The organism is Duganella paludis, assembly GCF_054461335.1.
Genome location: NZ_CM136922.1, coordinates 4,728,054 through 4,743,958, shown reverse-complemented (window position 1 = coordinate 4,743,958; position 15,905 = coordinate 4,728,054). Strand labels below are relative to the sequence as shown.

Here is a 15,905-nt window from a genome sequence, read left to right as displayed (position 1 = left end):
TTGTGGGGAGGTGTAGCCATACTACTCCTTTTCTGGAGGGATGACGCGCCGCACCAAAATAGTTCGTTGTACGTTGCAAGTTTGCAACGGGAACTGGAAAGTATACAACAGTCCGCTCCATACGACAACGGCCTGCGTGTGATGCAAAATCACACGCAGGCCGCATTAACACTGCTTTACAGCAATATGGAAGGTGTTAAGCGCGCTCGCCCACCCATGCCGAAACGCCGGCCAGCGCCGCCGCCAGGCCGCTAGGATCGGTGCCGCCGGCCTGCGCCATATCGGGGCGTCCGCCGCCCTTGCCGCCCACTTGTTGTGCGACGAAGTTGACCAGCTCGCCGGCCTTGACCTTGGAGGTCGAGTCCGCCGTGACGCCGGCGATCAGGCTGACCTTGCCGTCGTTGACGGCGGCCAGCACGATGGCGGCGGTTTTCAGCTTGTCCTTCAGCTTGTCCATGGTTTCGCGCAGCGCGGTCACGTCGGCGCCGTCCAGCGTGGCCGCCAGCACCTTGATGCCCTTGACGTCGACCGCCTGGCCGGCCAGCTCATCGCCCTGGCCCGACGCCAGCTTGGACTTCAGCGCCGCCAGTTCCTTCTCCAGCGATTTCACCTGGTCCTGCACGGCGCCGATCTTGACGGTCAGCTCTTCCGGATTCGATTTCAGCGCGGCGGCCGCTTCGTTCAGCTTGCGGGCCATGCCCTGCACCAGCGCCAACGCGCCTTCGCCAGTGACGGCTTCCACGCGGCGGATGCCGGCGGCAACGCCGCCTTCCGAAATGATCTTGAACAAGCCGATGTCGCCGGTGCGCTGCACGTGCACGCCGCCGCACAGCTCTTTCGAGGTGCCGATGTCGAGCACGCGCACTTCGTCGCCGTACTTCTCGCCGAACAGCGCCATGGCGCCATGCTTGACGGCGTCGTCGAACGACATGTGCTGGGCCTTGGTGGCGTGGTTTTCCAGGATCTCTTTATTGACCTTGGCTTCCACTTCGGCGATCTGCTCGGCCGTCAGCGGCGCGTTGTGGCTGAAGTCGAAACGGGTTTTGTCCGGATCGACCAGCGAACCTTTTTGCGCCACGTGCGAACCCAGTACTTCACGCAATGCCTTGTGCATCAGGTGGGTGGCCGAGTGGTTGCGGATGGTGCGTGCGCGCTTGGCCTGGTCGACGTCGGCGCTGACCGCGTCGCCCACTTTCAGCGAGCCCGATGCCAGCACGCCGTGGTGGCCGAACACATCCGCCTGCACCTTGAGGGTGTCGCTGACGTTGAACGATGCTGCGCCGGCGCTGATCAAGCCCTGGTCGCCGACCTGGCCGCCCGATTCGGCGTAGAACGGCGTGGTGTCCAGCACCACGATGCCGGCCTGGCCGGCCTTCAATTCCTGCACCGAGGTGCCGGCCGCGTACAGCGCGACGATCTTGCTGGTGGCATGGCTCAAGTTGTCGTAGCCGACGAATTTGTTCTTCTCGCCCGAATATTCAACCTTGCTGTCCTTGGCCGATTTGCCGCCCTTGCGCGACAGTTCCTGGCTTTCCTTCAGGGCGACATCGTAGCCTTCCTGGTCGAAAGTGATGTTGCGTTCGCGGCAGATGTCGGCGGTCAGGTCCGGCGGGAAGCCGTAGGTTTCGTACAGCGTGAAGGCGGTGGCGCCGTCGATGCCGGTGGCGTCCTTGGCCAGCTGCGCTTCCAGCACTTTCATGCCGGTTTCCAGCGTTTCGCCGAAGCGCTCTTCTTCCGCTTTCAACATATTGGCGACGTTGCCCTTGGCTTCTTCCAGCTCCGGATAGGCGCCGCCCATCTCGATCGCCAGGTCGGCCACCAGCTTGTAGAAGAACGGCTTGGTCTGGCCCAGCTTGTGGCCGTGACGCAGCGCGCGGCGGATGATGCGGCGCAGCACATAGGCCCGGCCTTCGCTGCCCGGAATCACGCCGTCGACGATCATGAAGGCGGCCGAACGGATGTGGTCGGCGATCACGCGCAGCGATTTGTTTTCCAGGTCGGTGGCGCCGGTTTCGCGCGCGGCGGCCTTGATCAGGGCCTGGAACAGGTCGATCTCGTAGTTCGAATGCACGTGTTGCAGCACGGCGGCCAGGCGTTCCATGCCCATGCCGGTGTCGACCGACTGCTTCGGCAGCTTGTGCAGCACGCCGGCTTCGTCGCGGTTGAACTGCATGAACACCAGGTTCCAGATTTCGATGAAACGGTCGCCGTCTTCGTCCGGCGAGCCTGGCGGACCGCCCCAGATGTCGGCGCCGTGGTCGTAGAAGATCTCGGTGCACGGGCCGCATGGGCCGGTGTCGGCCATCTGCCAGAAGTTGTCCGAGGCGTAGCGCGCGCCCTTGTTGTCGCCGATGCGGATGATGCGCTCTTTCGGCACGCCCACTTCGTTGGCCCAGATATCGTAGGCTTCGTCATCTTCCTGGTAGACGGTGACGGTCAGCTTGTCGGCCGGCAGCAGGTAGACCTTGGTCAGCAGTTCCCAGGCGAAGTTGATGGCGTCGCGCTTGAAGTAGTCGCCGAAGCTGAAGTTGCCCAGCATTTCGAAGAAGGTGTGGTGACGCGCGGTGTAGCCGACGTTTTCCAGATCGTTGTGCTTGCCGCCGGCGCGCACGCAGCGCTGCACGGAAGTGGCGCGGCTGTACGGGCGGCTGTCGGTGCCGGTGAACACGTCCTTGAACTGCACCATGCCGCTGTTGGTCAGCAGCAGGGTTGGGTCGTTGCCAGGCACCAGGGAGCTGGAACGAACAATCGTGTGACCTTTGGACTCAAAAAATTTGAGGAACTTCTCGCGGATTTCAGATGATTTCATGTCGTTATGAGGTAAATAGCCGGCTGGTGCAAAAGAACGATTATGCCACAGCCAGCCCGTGAATCCCCCACTAACGCGCCGCCAGCCTCACCACCTGCTCGACGATTTCCCCGGTGGCGAGGTTCCGCGACGGCACCACCATCAGCACTTCGCCGCCGGGCTCGCCGTACTGTTCGCGGTCGATGCGCACCTGCAGCTTGCGGTCGAGCGCCACAAAGGTGTTGTGGTTGGACGGCACCAGGCGGTGTTCGCCCAACTGGTCGATCTCGCCGTACATGGCCTTGCCGACGCCGCTCAGGCGCAGGATCTGGCCGTTGGCAAGTTCATAAGATCCGCGAAATTCCCGCAACTCGCTGGCCGCAATGTTGTACGGCCGCTCCGGCAACTCGATCGTCAGGCGCGGGGCCTGGACCGTCACCGATTCATCTTGTTGCTGCGCCTGCGCCACCAGTCCCGCGCCGCACAGCGCTATCCCCAACAGCCATTGTGTTTTCATGACGGATACTCCCTATCTCGGGTTGTGCGCGGTCAGACGACAGCGCCCTGTCAGTCTAGGCAGCGGCGACGCCCGATACATCACTCAAACGATGGAGCGTACGGCAGCGGCCGGCACGCCGTGCAGCACGGACACCAGCTCGCCCTGGCGCCGCGTGCCGGTCTTGCGGAATAGTTTCTGCAGATGGGTTTTGACGGTGTGCAGGCTGATGTCGAGCGCGGCGGCGATGTCCTCCAGCGCCTCGCCGCGCGCCAGCGCTTGCGCCACGCCGGCTTCGGCCGGAGTCAGGCCGAACAGCTCCATCAGCAGCTGCGGTGACAGGCGGTAGTGGTCGGGATCGCTTGCCATGACGATGGCGCAGGCCGGCAGCTCGGCCGGACAGGTGGGAGGCGCGAACGGCACCACGGTCAGCAACAGCGGCTGGCGGTCCGGGCGCGGCAAGCTGAGCGCATGGGCGGCGGCGCCCGGCGCGGCGAGCACGGCGGCAACGGTCTGCCCCAGCGACTTGTCGCCGCCGGCGGCGTCCTGCAACAGTTTGTCGCCGTGCAGCCGCAAAGCTGTATCGCGATGGAGCAGCTCACGCGCAGCGGCGTTGGTGTGGAGCAGGCGCAGCTCGGCATCCACCACGAACACCGCGATATCCATGTGGTCCAGCGCGGCGTCCAGGCAAGAGGCGACCGCATAGGACGTGAGCGCCAGCTGCATCTCCGGCCCTTCCCTGTTTCTTGATCCAGCCAGTTTAGCGCACCGCACCGGCCTTGGATATGCAAGTCAGGTGAAGGCCGGGCCGATCAGGTCGATACGGTCGGTGCAAAAACCATCCACGCCCCAGGACAGGATTTCCCGGCCGCGCGCCGGATCGTTGACGGTGTAGCAGAACAGGCCGTAGCCGGCGGCCTTGATCGCGGACGCCAGCTCGCGGGTCAAATGCTTCTGGTTGGTGTGGATGGCCACCGCGCCCAGCCGCTCGGCTTGCGCCTGCCAGTCGTCGGGGATTTTATCCAGCAGGTAGCCGCGCGGCAGCTCGGGGGCGGCGTCGCGGGCGGCCGCCAGCGCCTCGTAGCTGAACGAGGACAGCAAGGGATAGCCGGCCGGATCGCCGGCGGCCAGTTCGGCGGCGTAGCTGTCGCGCGTCACTTTCGCCACCCAGGCGCCGGTGGCGGCCTCGAAACCGTCGGCCGGCTTGATTTCCACATTCATCCAGATGCGCTGCGCCTTGCAGTAATCGATAAACTGCGTGTAGTACGGCACCGGCTCGTCGCGGAACTCGGCGCCGAACCAGCTGCCGGCGTCCATGCCGGCCAGGTCCGCCGCGTCGGTGCCGGCCACGCTGCCCTGCCCGGCCACCGTGCGGCCGAAGTCCGGGTCGTGCATCACCATGCCGATGTCGTCGCGCGACAGCATGACGTCGAACTCGACGGCGCGGAAGCCGTAGGCCAGTCCGGCGCGCAAGCCGGCCACGGTGTTTTCCGGCGCCAGCGTGCCGCCGCCGCGATGTGCAACAATTTTAGGATACGGCCACATGGCTACGCCTCGGAGAGTGGTTATGGCAAGGATAGCAACGTTATCACGAATCGCCGCCCTGCTGCTAGCGGCGCAGCTGGCCCATGCCGCACCCACGCAGGAGCAAGTGGTGGCGCGCGCGGCCGTGATGTACGCCGATCGGCTGGCCGTGCTCTCCATCGACGCCAACGCCGCCTTCACAGCCCGCGTGCGTGCCATCGCCGAAGCGTTGATCGCGCAGGCGCGGCGCGATTATCCGGAAACCGCCGGCTGGGCCTGGGAAGTCCACACCACCGACGATCCCGACCAAAACGCCGACTGCATGGCCGGCGGCAAGATCCTGGTCAGCCAGCCCTATGTCGAGCGACTGGCGCTCAGCGACGCCGAGTTGGCCATGCTGCTGGCGCACGAAATCGAACACGCCGCCCTGCGCCACAACCTGCTGGAATACGAGGCGGCGCTGCGGCTGGAACCGGCCTGGGCGCAGCGCCCGTTCATCGAACTGGAATACGCGGTCGACAACGACATGGCCCTGATCGGCAAGCTGGCCGCCACCAACTACGCACAGGAAGAAGAAGCCGACCGCGAAGGCATGCGCCTGGCGTGGCGCGCCGGCTGGCCGGCCGAGCGTCTGGCCGGCTACTTCCGCAAGATGCTGCGCGCCAGCGACTGGCCGCGCCGCAGCAAGCCCGACTATCCGTCGCCTGCGCAACGCTGGCGCGCGGCGCAGGCGCTGGCCGCCGGCTTGCAAAAAAATGACGTGCAGCCAAGCGACTGAGCCACTACACTAGCGGCCTGATTTTGTTACTCAAAAGGCTAGATAAATCATGACAGCTCCAAAAGCGCTGGGCCATATCCGCGTGCTCGACCTGAGCCGCGTGCTGGCAGGACCGTGGTGTTCGCAGAACCTCGCCGATCTCGGTGCGGACGTGATCAAGATCGAACGTCCCGGCAACGGCGACGACACCCGCGCCTGGGGGCCGCCCTACGCGCGCGACGCCGACGGCAAGGACACCACCGAAGCGGCCTACTACCTGTCCGCCAATCGCGGCAAGCGCTCGGTCACGGTGGACATCGCCAGCGCCGAAGGCCAGCAGCTGATCCGCGAACTGGCGGCGCACAGCGACGTGGTGCTGGAGAACTACAAGGTCGGCCAACTCAAGCGCTACGGCCTCGACTATGACTCGCTGAAAGCCGTCAAGCCGGACCTGGTCTACTGCTCGGTGACCGGCTTCGGCCAGGACGGCCCCTACGCGCACCGCGCCGGCTACGACTTCCTGATCCAGGGCATGGGCGGCCTGATGTCCGTCACCGGCGAACGCGACGACCTGCCGGGCGGCGGTCCGCAGAAAGCCGGCGTGGCGCTGACCGACCTGATGACCGGCATGTACGCCACCATCGCCATCCTGGCCGCGCTGACGCATCGCGACCGCAGCGGCGAAGGCCAGTACATCGACATGGCCCTGCTCGACGTGCAGGTGGCCATGCTGGCCAACGCCGGCAGCAACTACCTCAACAGCGGCAAGCCGCCCAAGCGCTGGGGCAATGCGCATCCGAACATCGTGCCCTACCAAACCTTCCAGTGCGCGGACGGCTACATCATCGTCGCCACCGGCAACGACGGGCAATACCAGAAGTTCGTGGAAGCCGGCGGCCGCGCCGACCTGGCCTTCCACGAGCGCTACGCCACCAATCCGCTGCGCGTGAAAAACCGCGACGAGCTGGTGCCTGTTTTGGCCGAGATGGTGCTGCAACAACCGCGCGATTTCTGGATCGACAAGCTGGAGCAAGTCGGCGTGCCGTGCGGCCCAATCAACAACCTGGACGAGGTCTACAAGAACCCGCAAGTACAGGCGCGCGGCGTGGTGATGGAAGTGCCGCACCCGACCGCCGGCACGACCAAGCTGGTGCGCAGCCCGATGCGCATGTCCGCCACGCCGACCGACAACGCCGTCGCCCCACCGCTGCTGGGCCAGCACACCGACACCGTGCTGCGCGATCTACTGGGCCGCAGCGACGAGGACATCGCCGCCTTGCGCACAAAAGGCGTGCTGTAGCGGCAGCTCGTTGCCGTCACACGCCGACGTCGCGTTTTAGTTCCTGGATCTGGCTGTGCATATGCGTCACCGCGCCCTTGATCTGGGCGGATAGCGTGGGGATGAAGGTGCAGACGCGCTTGGCCTTTTCGGCCAGCAGGTCCATGTCGCGGATCAGGCGGCGGATGCGCAGTTCGTCCGCCGATTGCAGGATCTCGCGCGCGTTGTCGGCGTGCTTGTCCATCCGTTCGATACAGTCGCGCAATTCACGCGGCAGCACAGGCTCCGCCGACGCGGCCTGCGCAGCCAGCCGGACTGCCCGTTCGACAAAGTAAAACCGGTGTTCGATATCGTTTGTGTGCAACATGATGGTCTCCTCCGTAGATCAGGATTCGACCGCAGGAGCGACTCGACAGTTGCGCCTATCAAGCACGGCACTGATGCAGATCAGACCGCGTTCAAATAAGGTTTTCGCCGGGAATGCGCGCCATGTCGACAAAGGCGCGCAGAGCCGACGACATGCGGCGTTGGCGCGGGTAGTACATCATCAGGCGCGTGCTGGGAGGACACCAATCCTCCAGCACGCGCACCAGCCGCCCCTGCTCCAGATACGGTTGCAGCCGGAACTCGGGCAGGAAGGTCAGCGCCACGCCGTCCAGCGCAGCGCGCAGCGCCAGTTGCGAATCGCCGACCGACAAGCGCCCCGGCACATCGAGCTCCAGCTTGACCTCGCCCTTGCCCAATTCCCACTTGTAGAAATTCCCGCGCGGGAAACGGAAGCGCACGCAGTTGTGCCGCATCAGATCGTCTGGTTGCTGCGGCACGCCGTGCCGCGCCAGATAGGACGGCGCTCCCACGACCAGAAAGCGCTGGCCCGGCCACACCGGCACGGCGATCATGTCTTCCGGCACGTGCTCCGCGTAGCGTATGCCGAGGTCGAAGCCGCGATCAACGATATCGACCATGCCGTCGTCGCTGACGATGTCGAGCGAGATGTCGGGATAGGCCGTCAGGTAGCGGTCGATCAGGGGACCGATCACCATCACCGCCGCATCGCGCGAGCAGTTGATGCGCAAGGTGCCGGCCGGCGAGGCGCGGAACATATTCATTTCCTCCAGCGCCGTGTTGACGCCGCCGAGCGCCGGCTGCAGGCGCTCCAGCAAATGCTTGCCGGCCTCTGTCAGCGCCACGCTGCGCGTGGTGCGGTTGAACAGGCCGACGCCGAGCCGGTCCTCCAGCGTGCGCACCGCATAACTGACCGCCGACGCCGATAAAGCCAGCTCGGCCGCCGCCTTGCGAAAGCTGCCGTGGCGCGCTACAGCGGCAAACACAGCCAGGTGGGACAGATTATCAAGCTGCATGATTGTGCAATTTTCCTGTTTAAACCATGCAGATTAACCCGCTTGTTTGCTGCATACCACAACAATTATAGTGCAATAACTGTAAACAATCGAAGGAGTCCCTCATGTCCCAGGCACACGGCTACGCCGCCCACGACAAGCATTCCCATCTCGTCCCCTTCAGCTTCGAACGCCGCGCCCCGCGCGCCGCCGACGTGGTGATCGAAATCCTGTACTCGGGCGTCTGCCACTCCGATTTGCACCAGGCGCACGACGACTGGGGCGGCTCCATTTATCCTATGGTGCCGGGCCACGAAATCATCGGCCGCGTGATCGAAGTCGGCAGCGGCGTGCACAAGTTCAAGGTCGGCGACCTGGCCGGCGTCGGCTGTCTGGTGGACTCCTGCCGCCATTGCTCGGCCTGCGAGGAAGACCTGGAACAGTATTGCGAAGGCGGCCTCACCGTCACCTACAACGGGCGCGAACGCGACAGCGGCGCCCCCACCTACGGCGGCTACTCCGATTTCATCGTGGTCGACGAGCACTTCGTGATCAAGGTGTCCGACAAGCTGGACCTGAAAGCCGTGGCGCCGCTGCTTTGCGCCGGCATCACCACCTACTCGCCGCTGCGCCACTGGAAGGTCGGCCCTGGCCAGAAGGTGGGCGTGATCGGACTGGGCGGGCTGGGCCACATGGGCGTCAAGTTCGCCAAGGCCATGGGCGCGCACGTGGTGATGATCACCACCTCGCCGGACAAGGGCAAGGACGCGCAGCGCCTTGGCGCCGACGCCGTGCTGCTCTCGACCGACGCCGACGCCATGCGAGCCGCCGCCAACAGTTTCGATTTCCTGCTCAACACCATCCCGGTGCCGCACGACATCAACCGCTACCTGGCCCTGCTGCGCCGCGACCGCACCATGGCCATGGTCGGCGTGCTGACCGAACTGGACCCGCCGCCGCTGGGCATGGGCCTGATCCTGGGACGCAAATCCGTGGCGGGCTCGGCAATTGGCGGGCTCAAGGAGACCCAGGAAATGATGGACTTCTGCGCCGAGCACAACATCGTCAGCGACGTCGAGATGATTGCCATCCAGGACATCAACCAGGCTTGGGAGCGCCTGCTCAAAAACGACGTCAAATACCGCTTCGTGATCGACATGACGACCCTGAAACAACCGGCCTGATCGTCCCTGCCCGGGCAGCAAAACGCAAGAGCTAGCCGTGCGACGGCCAGCTGAGACCTTCTGCTAGTATCGAACGACAGATACAGCCCGGGCACCCGATGGACAACCTTCCGCAGCCAGTCTACAGCCGCGCGCCGCAAAGCCGGCGCAGCCAGCGCGCGGGCGGCAAGCAGCAGTCCCCGGCGTTCGACCAACTGTTCGGCCGCAGCCCCTACTTTGCCTTCGCCATCGCCGAATCCGGAAAGTTACTCAGCATCAATAACCACGCCAGCTCCGTGCTGGGTCCGCTTGCGGACGACATTCCGGCCAGCTCCCTGTACGCCACCTGGGTGCTGCCGATGCTGCAGAACGAAGCGCTGCCCTGTGCCCGCGTGCGCGGCTACTGGCGCGGCGAAGTGGAACTGCTGGGACGCGACGGCAGCCACCATCCGGTCACCCACACCATCGAATGGCGTCCCGACGCCCGACAATCGTCCTTCCTGTGCCTGGCCTACCCGATCGACGACTACGATGTTTATGAATCACGCCTGCGCTTCAAGTCCCTGTTCGAGGCGCATCCGCAGCCGATGTGGGTGTACGACCTGGAAACGCTGCGCTTCCTGGTGGTGAACGCGGCGGCCGTGGCCCAGTACGGCCACACGGAAGCCGAGTTCCTGCAAATGACCATCCGCGACATTCGGCCGCTGGAACACCTGGAGCGGCTGGCGCGCAACCTGGCCGAGGCGCCGGCCAAGGGTACGGAAAACTCGGGCGCCTGGACCCACGTGCGGCGCGACGGCAGCCGCGTGCAGGTGGACATTTCATCGCACGCCATCACCCTCGCCGGCCGCCCGGCGCGGCTGGTCTTCGCCCACGACATCACCGAACGCGAGCAATTGAAGCTGGCGCTGCAACTGCGCGGGCGCGCGCTGGAAGCCAGCATCAACGCCATCGCCATCACCTCCCACAGCGCGCAGGGCGACCTGATCGAATACGCCAACCCCGCCTTCGTGCGCCTGTTCGACCATACGCTGGACAGCGTGCTGGGGCGGCGCCTGGAAACGCTGCTGGACCTGCACCCACACGATGAACAGCGCCAGGCGCTGCACACGGCCATGCAATCGCAGCAGGAAGTGACGTTGCTGCTGCGTCCGCGCCACCGCGACGGCAGCTTGCTGTGGGCGCAGCTGCACGTGGCGCCGGTCCGTGCGGAAGGCGCGGTCGACCACCACGTCTGCGTGCTAACCGACATGACGGCCATCATGGAATACCAGGAACAACTGGAACACCAGGCCAACCACGACGCCCTCACCGGCCTGCCCAACCGCGTGCTGCTCAACGATCGCCTGATGCAGGCCGTGACGTTCTCGCAGCGCTTCAAGCACAGCCTGTGGGTGCTGTACATCGACCTCGACAACTTCAAGCTGATCAACGACCATCTCGGCCACCAGGTCGGCGACGAACTGCTGTGCGCCATCGCCAACCGCCTGCGCGCCTGCGCCAACGAAGGCGACACGGTGGCGCGGCTGAGCGGCGACGAATTCGCGCTGCTGCTGCCGATCGCCAACCAGCGTCCGATGTCGAGCCTGCTGCAACTGGTGCAGGAGGCGGTGGCCGCGCCGGTCACGCTGACACAGCAGACGGTCGACCTCACCTGCAGCATCGGCGTCAGCGTGTTTCCGGCGGACGGCAGCGATGCCGAGCAACTGCTCAAGCACGCCGACATCGCCATGCACCGCGCCAAGGAAGCCGGGCGCAACCAGGTGCAGTTCTACGAAGCGGCGATGCATGAGCGCGTGACCGAACGCGCCTCGATCGAAACGGAACTGCGGCAGGCGCTGGCGCGCAATCAACTAAGCCTGGTGTATCAGCCCAAGCTGGACCTGCGCAGCGGCGCGGTCAGCGGCATGGAAGCGCTGCTGCGCTGGCAGCATCCGACGCTGGGCGCGGTATCGCCGGCGCGCTTCATCGGCGTGGCCGAGGAGACCGGGCTAATCGTCGCCATCGGCCGCTGGGTGCTGCGCACCGCCTGCGCGCAGAACAAGGCGTGGCAAGAGGCGGGCCTGGCGCCGATGCGGGTAGCGGTGAATTTGTCGGCACGCCAGTTCCGCGCCGACGGCCTGCTGGGCGAGGTCCGCGCCGCGCTGGAGGACAGCGGGCTGGAAGCCAGGTATCTGGAGCTGGAACTGACGGAAAGCCTGATGATGCACAACGTCGACGACGTGGTGGCGGTGATCGACAAGCTCAAGGAACTGGGCGTGGCGCTATCGATCGACGACTTCGGCACCGGCTATTCCAGCCTGGCCTACCTCAAGCAATTCCCGGTCGACTACCTGAAGATCGACCAATCGTTCACGCGCGACATGCTGGCCGAGCCCAAGGTGGCGGCCATCGTGCGCTCGGTGATCGCGCTGGGCCACAGCCTGGGCTTCAAGGTGATTGCCGAAGGCGTGGAAACGCAGGACCAGCTCAGCTACCTGCGGCAGCACGAATGCGACGAAATGCAGGGCTACCACTTCAGCCGCCCGCTGCCCCCCGCAGCGTTCGCCGACCAATTCGGGGTCAGTTCCGACATTCGGACACGAGCACAACCGTAGCGGCCGCTACGGTTGTGCTCGTGTCCGAATGTCGGAACTGACCCCGAACTTGACGCGCAGGTGGAGTGCGATCGCCAGCGCCAGCAGCAGCGCGCCGGCCAGCACGGCCACCACGCCCGGCCAGCCGGCGCGGCCCCACATCACGCCTGTGGCGGAACCGATCACGCTGGAACCGAGGTAGTAGAAGAACAGGTACAACGCCGACGCCAGCGCCTTGTGCCCCAGCGCGCGTCGCCCCACCCAGCTGCTGGCCACCGAGTGCGTGGCGAAGAAGCCGTAGGTGAACACCGCCACACCCAGCAGGATCAGCGGCAGCCAGTTTGACAGGGTCAGCAGCAGGCCGGTCAGCATGATCAGCGCCATCACCCATAGCACATTGCTGCGCCCGTAGCGGTCGGCCAGCCGGCCCGCCCAGACCGAACTGTAGATCCCCAGCAGGTAGAAGAACGAGACCGCACCCACCACGCTCTGGCTCAGGCCCAGCGGCGCCCCAAGCAGACGGTAGGCGATGTAGTTGTACAGGCTGACAAACGCGCCCATCAGCAGGAAGGCCAGCGCGAACAGCCACGGCATGCCGGCGTCCGTCAGGTGTTGCCTGAAGCCCGCCGGCAGCGCGCGCCAGCCGCCGTGCGAGGCCGCGAAGTGGCGCGATTCCGGCAGGCTGCGCCAGAATTCCACCGCCGCCGCGATGCCGGCCACGCCGACCACCGCCAGCGCCAGGCGCCACGAGGCGTGGTCGCTCAGCACCGAAGTGAGCACCCGCCCCGCCATGCCGCCGAAGGCGCTGCCGCTGATGTACAAGCCCATCGACAGCCCCAGCGATTGCGGTTCGATTTCCTCGCCCAGGTAGGCCATGGCAATCGCCGGCATGCCGCCCAGCGCCACGCCCAGCAGCGCGCGCATGGCCAGCAGTTGCGGGTAGCTTTCGGCGAAGGCGCACAGCAACGTCATGACGGCGGCGATCGCCATCGCCGCCACCATCAGCGGCTTGCGGCCCAGGCGCTCGGAGACGGCGCTCGAGGCCACCAGCGACAGCGCCAGCGCGCCGGTCGAGATCGACAGCACCATGCTGCTCTGCGCCGCGCTCAGCGTGAATTCGTGCGACAGCAGCGGCATCAGCGGTTGCACGCAGTACAGCAGCGCGAAGGCGGAGAAGCCGCCGAAGAACATGGCGCGGTTGCTGCGCCGGAATTCCGGGCTGCCGAGGGCGATGCGTGGAGCGGTGGCGACGAGCATGGCTGCGATTCCTTCGAGGTACGATGACTTCATCTTAGGATTGCCACAGTAAGCTGTCCAATATATATTTAAGTCGTTAGTCATACTTTAAAAAGATAATGGAACTGCGCCACCTGCGTTACTTCGTCGCCGTCGCCGAAGAGCTGAGCTTTACCCGCGCCGCCGCGCGCCTGCACATCGGCCAGCCGCCGCTGAGCCACCAGATCCAGTTGCTGGAGGCCGAAGTGGGCGCGCAGCTGCTCGAACGCAGCAAGCGCTGGGTGCGCCTGACCGAGGCCGGCAAGCTGTTCCTCGACGATGCGCGCCGCGTGCTGGCCCTGTCCGAGCAAGCCATGCAGACCGCGCGCCGGGCCGGACGCGGCGAGGCCGGCGAACTGCGCGTGGGCTTCACTTTTTCCACCCCGCTGACGCCGCTGTTCGCCACGCTGATCAACCGCTACCGCCAGCAGTCGCCGGGCGTGCTGCTGACCATGAAGGAGATGTCGACGCTGGGCCAGATCGAGGCCATCGCCAACCGCGAGCTGGACCTGGGCCTGGTGCGCCCGCCCGAGCTGACCCTGCCCGATACCGTGGAGTTGACGATTTTGCGGCGCGATCCGCTGGTGATGGTGCTGCCGGTGGCGCATCCGCTGGCGCGCAAGCAGAGCATCGCCATCAACGATCTGAAGGGCGAGCCGCTGGTGATGTATCCGGAAAGCGCCGGCACCGGCATCCATCCGCAGATCAACCGCCTGTGCCGCGAAGCCGGCTTCCAGCCGACCATCGCCATGGAGGCCGGGGAAGCCTCCACCATCATCGGCCTGGTGGCGGCCGGTTGCGGCGTGTCGGTGCTGCCGAGTTCCTTCGACATCATCCGGATGAGCGGAGTGTGTTACCGGCCGATGGCCGATGCCGAGGCGACGACCGGGCTCTACCTTGCCAGGCGCAAGGAGGCGGCGTCGCCGCTGGTGGCCGCCTTCATCGCGGTGGCGACGGAGGCCGCCGGAGCCGCCGCCGTCATTGCCGCGTAGGCGGCAATCCATGCTGAGCCGGCTTAGTATGGGCACCCGCGTGCGCGGGTGCGACGATCAGGAGTAGTCCGCGTCGAGCTCGGAGCCGGCGTAGTTTTCCAGTTCCGCGAACAGCGTTTTCATGGCCGTGCGGCCCTTGATGTTCTGCAGCACCGTGCAGGTCTGGCGATAACTGTCGATGCGCTCCAGCAGCACCGGATGATGCTGCACCGGCACCTTGGCCACCAGCGCGGCCCAGCCGGCCTCGTAGTCGGGCTTGTTCTTGCGCACCGATTTCACGAAGCGCTCGAACTCCTTCTGCCCGGTGCGCGCGACGATCATGCCGCCGCCCTCCACCGCGAAGATGATGGCCAGCGCGATCACGCCTTCGGCATTCAGGTCGGCATCGCTGACCGGGCCTTCGGTGTTGTGGCGGCGCAGCCAGTTGGCCAGCCGCACCACCGCCTGCACTTCCTTGCGCTGCCGGAACTGCAGGGCGTAACGCGTGCTGCCGTCCCAGTTCTGGTTCGGATCGGCCAGGCAGATGTCGACGAACTTGTCGCGCAGGCGCCGGGCCGCGTACACCGGGTCGGTGTCGTACTCGCCGACCAGCGCATCCTCGGGCATGGTCACCAGGTCCTTGATCATGCGGAAGCCGATCTGGAACGCGTGTTCCGCGCCCTCCTCGATCAGCACGTCCAGCGCGGCCAAGTCGTCGGCGTCGCCCAGTTCATGGTCGAGGCCTAGCGAGACGCAGCCGGTGGTCAGCTGCACGGCCTTCTGGATGCCCTCGGCGGTGCGGTCGTTGGTGAACTTCTCGGCCACCATGGCGGTGATGCCGGTCAGTTCATCGGCCAGCGCGTAGGCGGCGTCATCGTCCGGATGGGCCGCCAGTTGCTGGATCGCGCGCGTCAGGCGCGGCAGGGTTTCTACTACGATTGCTGGCAACATCTGGCGCGCACCGATCACGAGAAGATGTTGGTGCCGACCGAGCGGCGCGAGGTCTTGGCCACGCGCGTGGATGGCACTTGCTTGCGCAGGCGGTACAGCAATTCCTTGGTCGAGCGCTGCAGGAAGTTCGGCTCGCCGTCGGGATCGTCGTTGTACTCGGCGTCGGCCAGGTCGGCGCTGTGGCGGAACTCGGGGAACAGCTCGAACAGCGCGCGGTCCCAGCCGTCTTCCGAGGCCTGCGCCAGGGCGATCGCCACCGGCACCACGTCGCTGTCGGAGGCGGTCTGGCCGGTCAGGTACGGCCCCTTGGAAATGACTTCGCTGGCGACTTCCAGGATTTCCTTCGGCGCCAGCGAGAACAGGATGGCAAAGATGGTCGAACCGTGGTCGGTGGCGGAGGCGGCCGCCAGCAGTTCGTTGCGGCGCTCGTCGTCGTCGTTGGCGAAGGCCACGCCGTGCACGTGGGCGAACAGCGACTCGGCGATGCGTTCCGGATCGTCCTCGATCTGGTCGTCCGGCCAGGTGGCGGCGATGAAGGCCAGGCTGTCGGCCCAGGCCTTGGGCGACACCAGCAGCGTCGCCAGCGACATCTTGCCGCCGTCGAAGCCGGCCATGTGCAGCGCCGTCACTTGCGGCGGAATGTTGTCGAGCACTTCCACCACGGCCAGGTCGCCGTACTGGTCGGCGGCTTCGGCAAAGGCTTGCTCGGCGTGGCTCAGCGAGCCGGCCAAGACCAGCTCGGTCACTTGCTTGCTCAGCGCAGGCAGATTAGATTTTTCCGACAT

14 protein-coding genes are annotated in these 15,905 nt (G+C 65.6%); 5 read left to right on the top strand and 9 right to left on the bottom strand.

The window, feature by feature from the left end; genetic code table 11:
- Nucleotides 1-196: 196 nt before the first annotated feature.
- The 4 genes from alaS to ugpQ form a co-directional block, all read right to left on the bottom strand.
- Complete coding sequence (alaS, locus tag ACXZ1M_RS20850; protein WP_459049548.1) at nucleotides 197-2,809, bottom strand: alanine--tRNA ligase; 2,613 nt, start codon at nucleotides 2,807-2,809, stop codon at nucleotides 197-199.
- Between the two features lie 70 nt (nucleotides 2,810-2,879).
- A complete protein-coding gene (locus ACXZ1M_RS20845; protein WP_459049547.1) occupies nucleotides 2,880-3,305 on the bottom strand; it encodes a hypothetical protein in 426 nt (141 codons plus the stop codon).
- Between the two features lie 84 nt (nucleotides 3,306-3,389).
- On the bottom strand, nucleotides 3,390-4,010 hold the full coding sequence (locus ACXZ1M_RS20840) for a helix-turn-helix transcriptional regulator (protein WP_459049546.1): 621 nt from the start codon (nucleotides 4,008-4,010) through the stop codon (nucleotides 3,390-3,392).
- A 66-nt stretch (nucleotides 4,011-4,076) separates the two neighbouring features.
- The gene (ugpQ, locus tag ACXZ1M_RS20835) at nucleotides 4,077-4,829 is read right to left on the bottom strand and encodes a glycerophosphodiester phosphodiesterase (protein ID WP_459049545.1); all 753 of its coding nucleotides are present in this window, start codon (nucleotides 4,827-4,829) and stop codon (nucleotides 4,077-4,079) included.
- Nucleotides 4,830-4,851: 22 nt separating this feature from the next.
- On the opposite strand from ugpQ, the gene ACXZ1M_RS20830 reads away from it, so the two are divergent.
- A complete protein-coding gene (locus tag ACXZ1M_RS20830; RefSeq protein ID WP_459049544.1) occupies nucleotides 4,852-5,586 on the top strand; it encodes a M48 family metalloprotease in 735 nt (244 codons plus the stop codon).
- Nucleotides 5,587-5,635: 49 nt separating this feature from the next.
- A complete protein-coding gene (locus tag ACXZ1M_RS20825) occupies nucleotides 5,636-6,865 on the top strand; it encodes a CaiB/BaiF CoA transferase family protein (RefSeq protein WP_459049543.1) in 1,230 nt (409 codons plus the stop codon).
- A gap of 16 nt (nucleotides 6,866-6,881) precedes the next feature.
- Here ACXZ1M_RS20825 and ACXZ1M_RS20820 read toward each other — a convergent pair whose 3' ends face one another.
- The gene (locus ACXZ1M_RS20820) at nucleotides 6,882-7,211 is read right to left on the bottom strand and encodes a hypothetical protein (protein ID WP_459049542.1); all 330 of its coding nucleotides are present in this window, start codon (nucleotides 7,209-7,211) and stop codon (nucleotides 6,882-6,884) included.
- Nucleotides 7,212-7,302: 91 nt separating this feature from the next.
- Nucleotides 7,303-8,205: a LysR family transcriptional regulator gene (locus ACXZ1M_RS20815; RefSeq protein WP_459049541.1), complete on the bottom strand. Its 903-nt coding sequence runs from the start codon at nucleotides 8,203-8,205 to the stop codon at nucleotides 7,303-7,305.
- A gap of 104 nt (nucleotides 8,206-8,309) precedes the next feature.
- On the opposite strand from ACXZ1M_RS20815, the gene ACXZ1M_RS20810 reads away from it, so the two are divergent.
- The gene (locus tag ACXZ1M_RS20810) at nucleotides 8,310-9,368 is read left to right on the top strand and encodes an NAD(P)-dependent alcohol dehydrogenase (RefSeq protein ID WP_459049540.1); all 1,059 of its coding nucleotides are present in this window, start codon (nucleotides 8,310-8,312) and stop codon (nucleotides 9,366-9,368) included.
- Between the two features lie 98 nt (nucleotides 9,369-9,466).
- Nucleotides 9,467-11,944 carry a sensor domain-containing protein gene (locus ACXZ1M_RS20805; RefSeq protein WP_459049539.1) on the top strand — a complete coding sequence of 826 codons (2,478 nt, stop codon included), beginning with the start codon at nucleotides 9,467-9,469 and terminating at the stop codon, nucleotides 11,942-11,944.
- Nucleotides 11,945-11,950: 6 nt separating this feature from the next.
- On the opposite strand, the gene ACXZ1M_RS20800 is transcribed toward ACXZ1M_RS20805, so the two are convergent.
- A complete protein-coding gene (locus ACXZ1M_RS20800; RefSeq protein ID WP_459049537.1) occupies nucleotides 11,951-13,180 on the bottom strand; it encodes an MFS transporter in 1,230 nt (409 codons plus the stop codon).
- Nucleotides 13,181-13,278: 98 nt separating this feature from the next.
- Here ACXZ1M_RS20800 and ACXZ1M_RS20795 point away from each other — a divergent pair, with 98 nt between their 5' ends.
- Nucleotides 13,279-14,190 (top strand): LysR substrate-binding domain-containing protein, encoded by a 912-nt coding sequence (locus ACXZ1M_RS20795; protein ID WP_459049536.1) that lies wholly within the window; start codon nucleotides 13,279-13,281, stop codon nucleotides 14,188-14,190.
- A 57-nt stretch (nucleotides 14,191-14,247) separates the two neighbouring features.
- Here the strand turns inward: ACXZ1M_RS20795 and ACXZ1M_RS20790 are convergent, their stop codons facing one another.
- Together ACXZ1M_RS20790 and ACXZ1M_RS20785 are read right to left on the bottom strand one after the other, a co-directional pair.
- Complete coding sequence (locus ACXZ1M_RS20790; protein ID WP_459049535.1) at nucleotides 14,248-15,120, bottom strand: hypothetical protein; 873 nt, start codon at nucleotides 15,118-15,120, stop codon at nucleotides 14,248-14,250.
- A 14-nt stretch (nucleotides 15,121-15,134) separates the two neighbouring features.
- Nucleotides 15,135-15,905, bottom strand: a complete 771-nt coding sequence (locus ACXZ1M_RS20785; RefSeq protein WP_459049534.1) for a hypothetical protein — start codon at nucleotides 15,903-15,905, stop codon at nucleotides 15,135-15,137.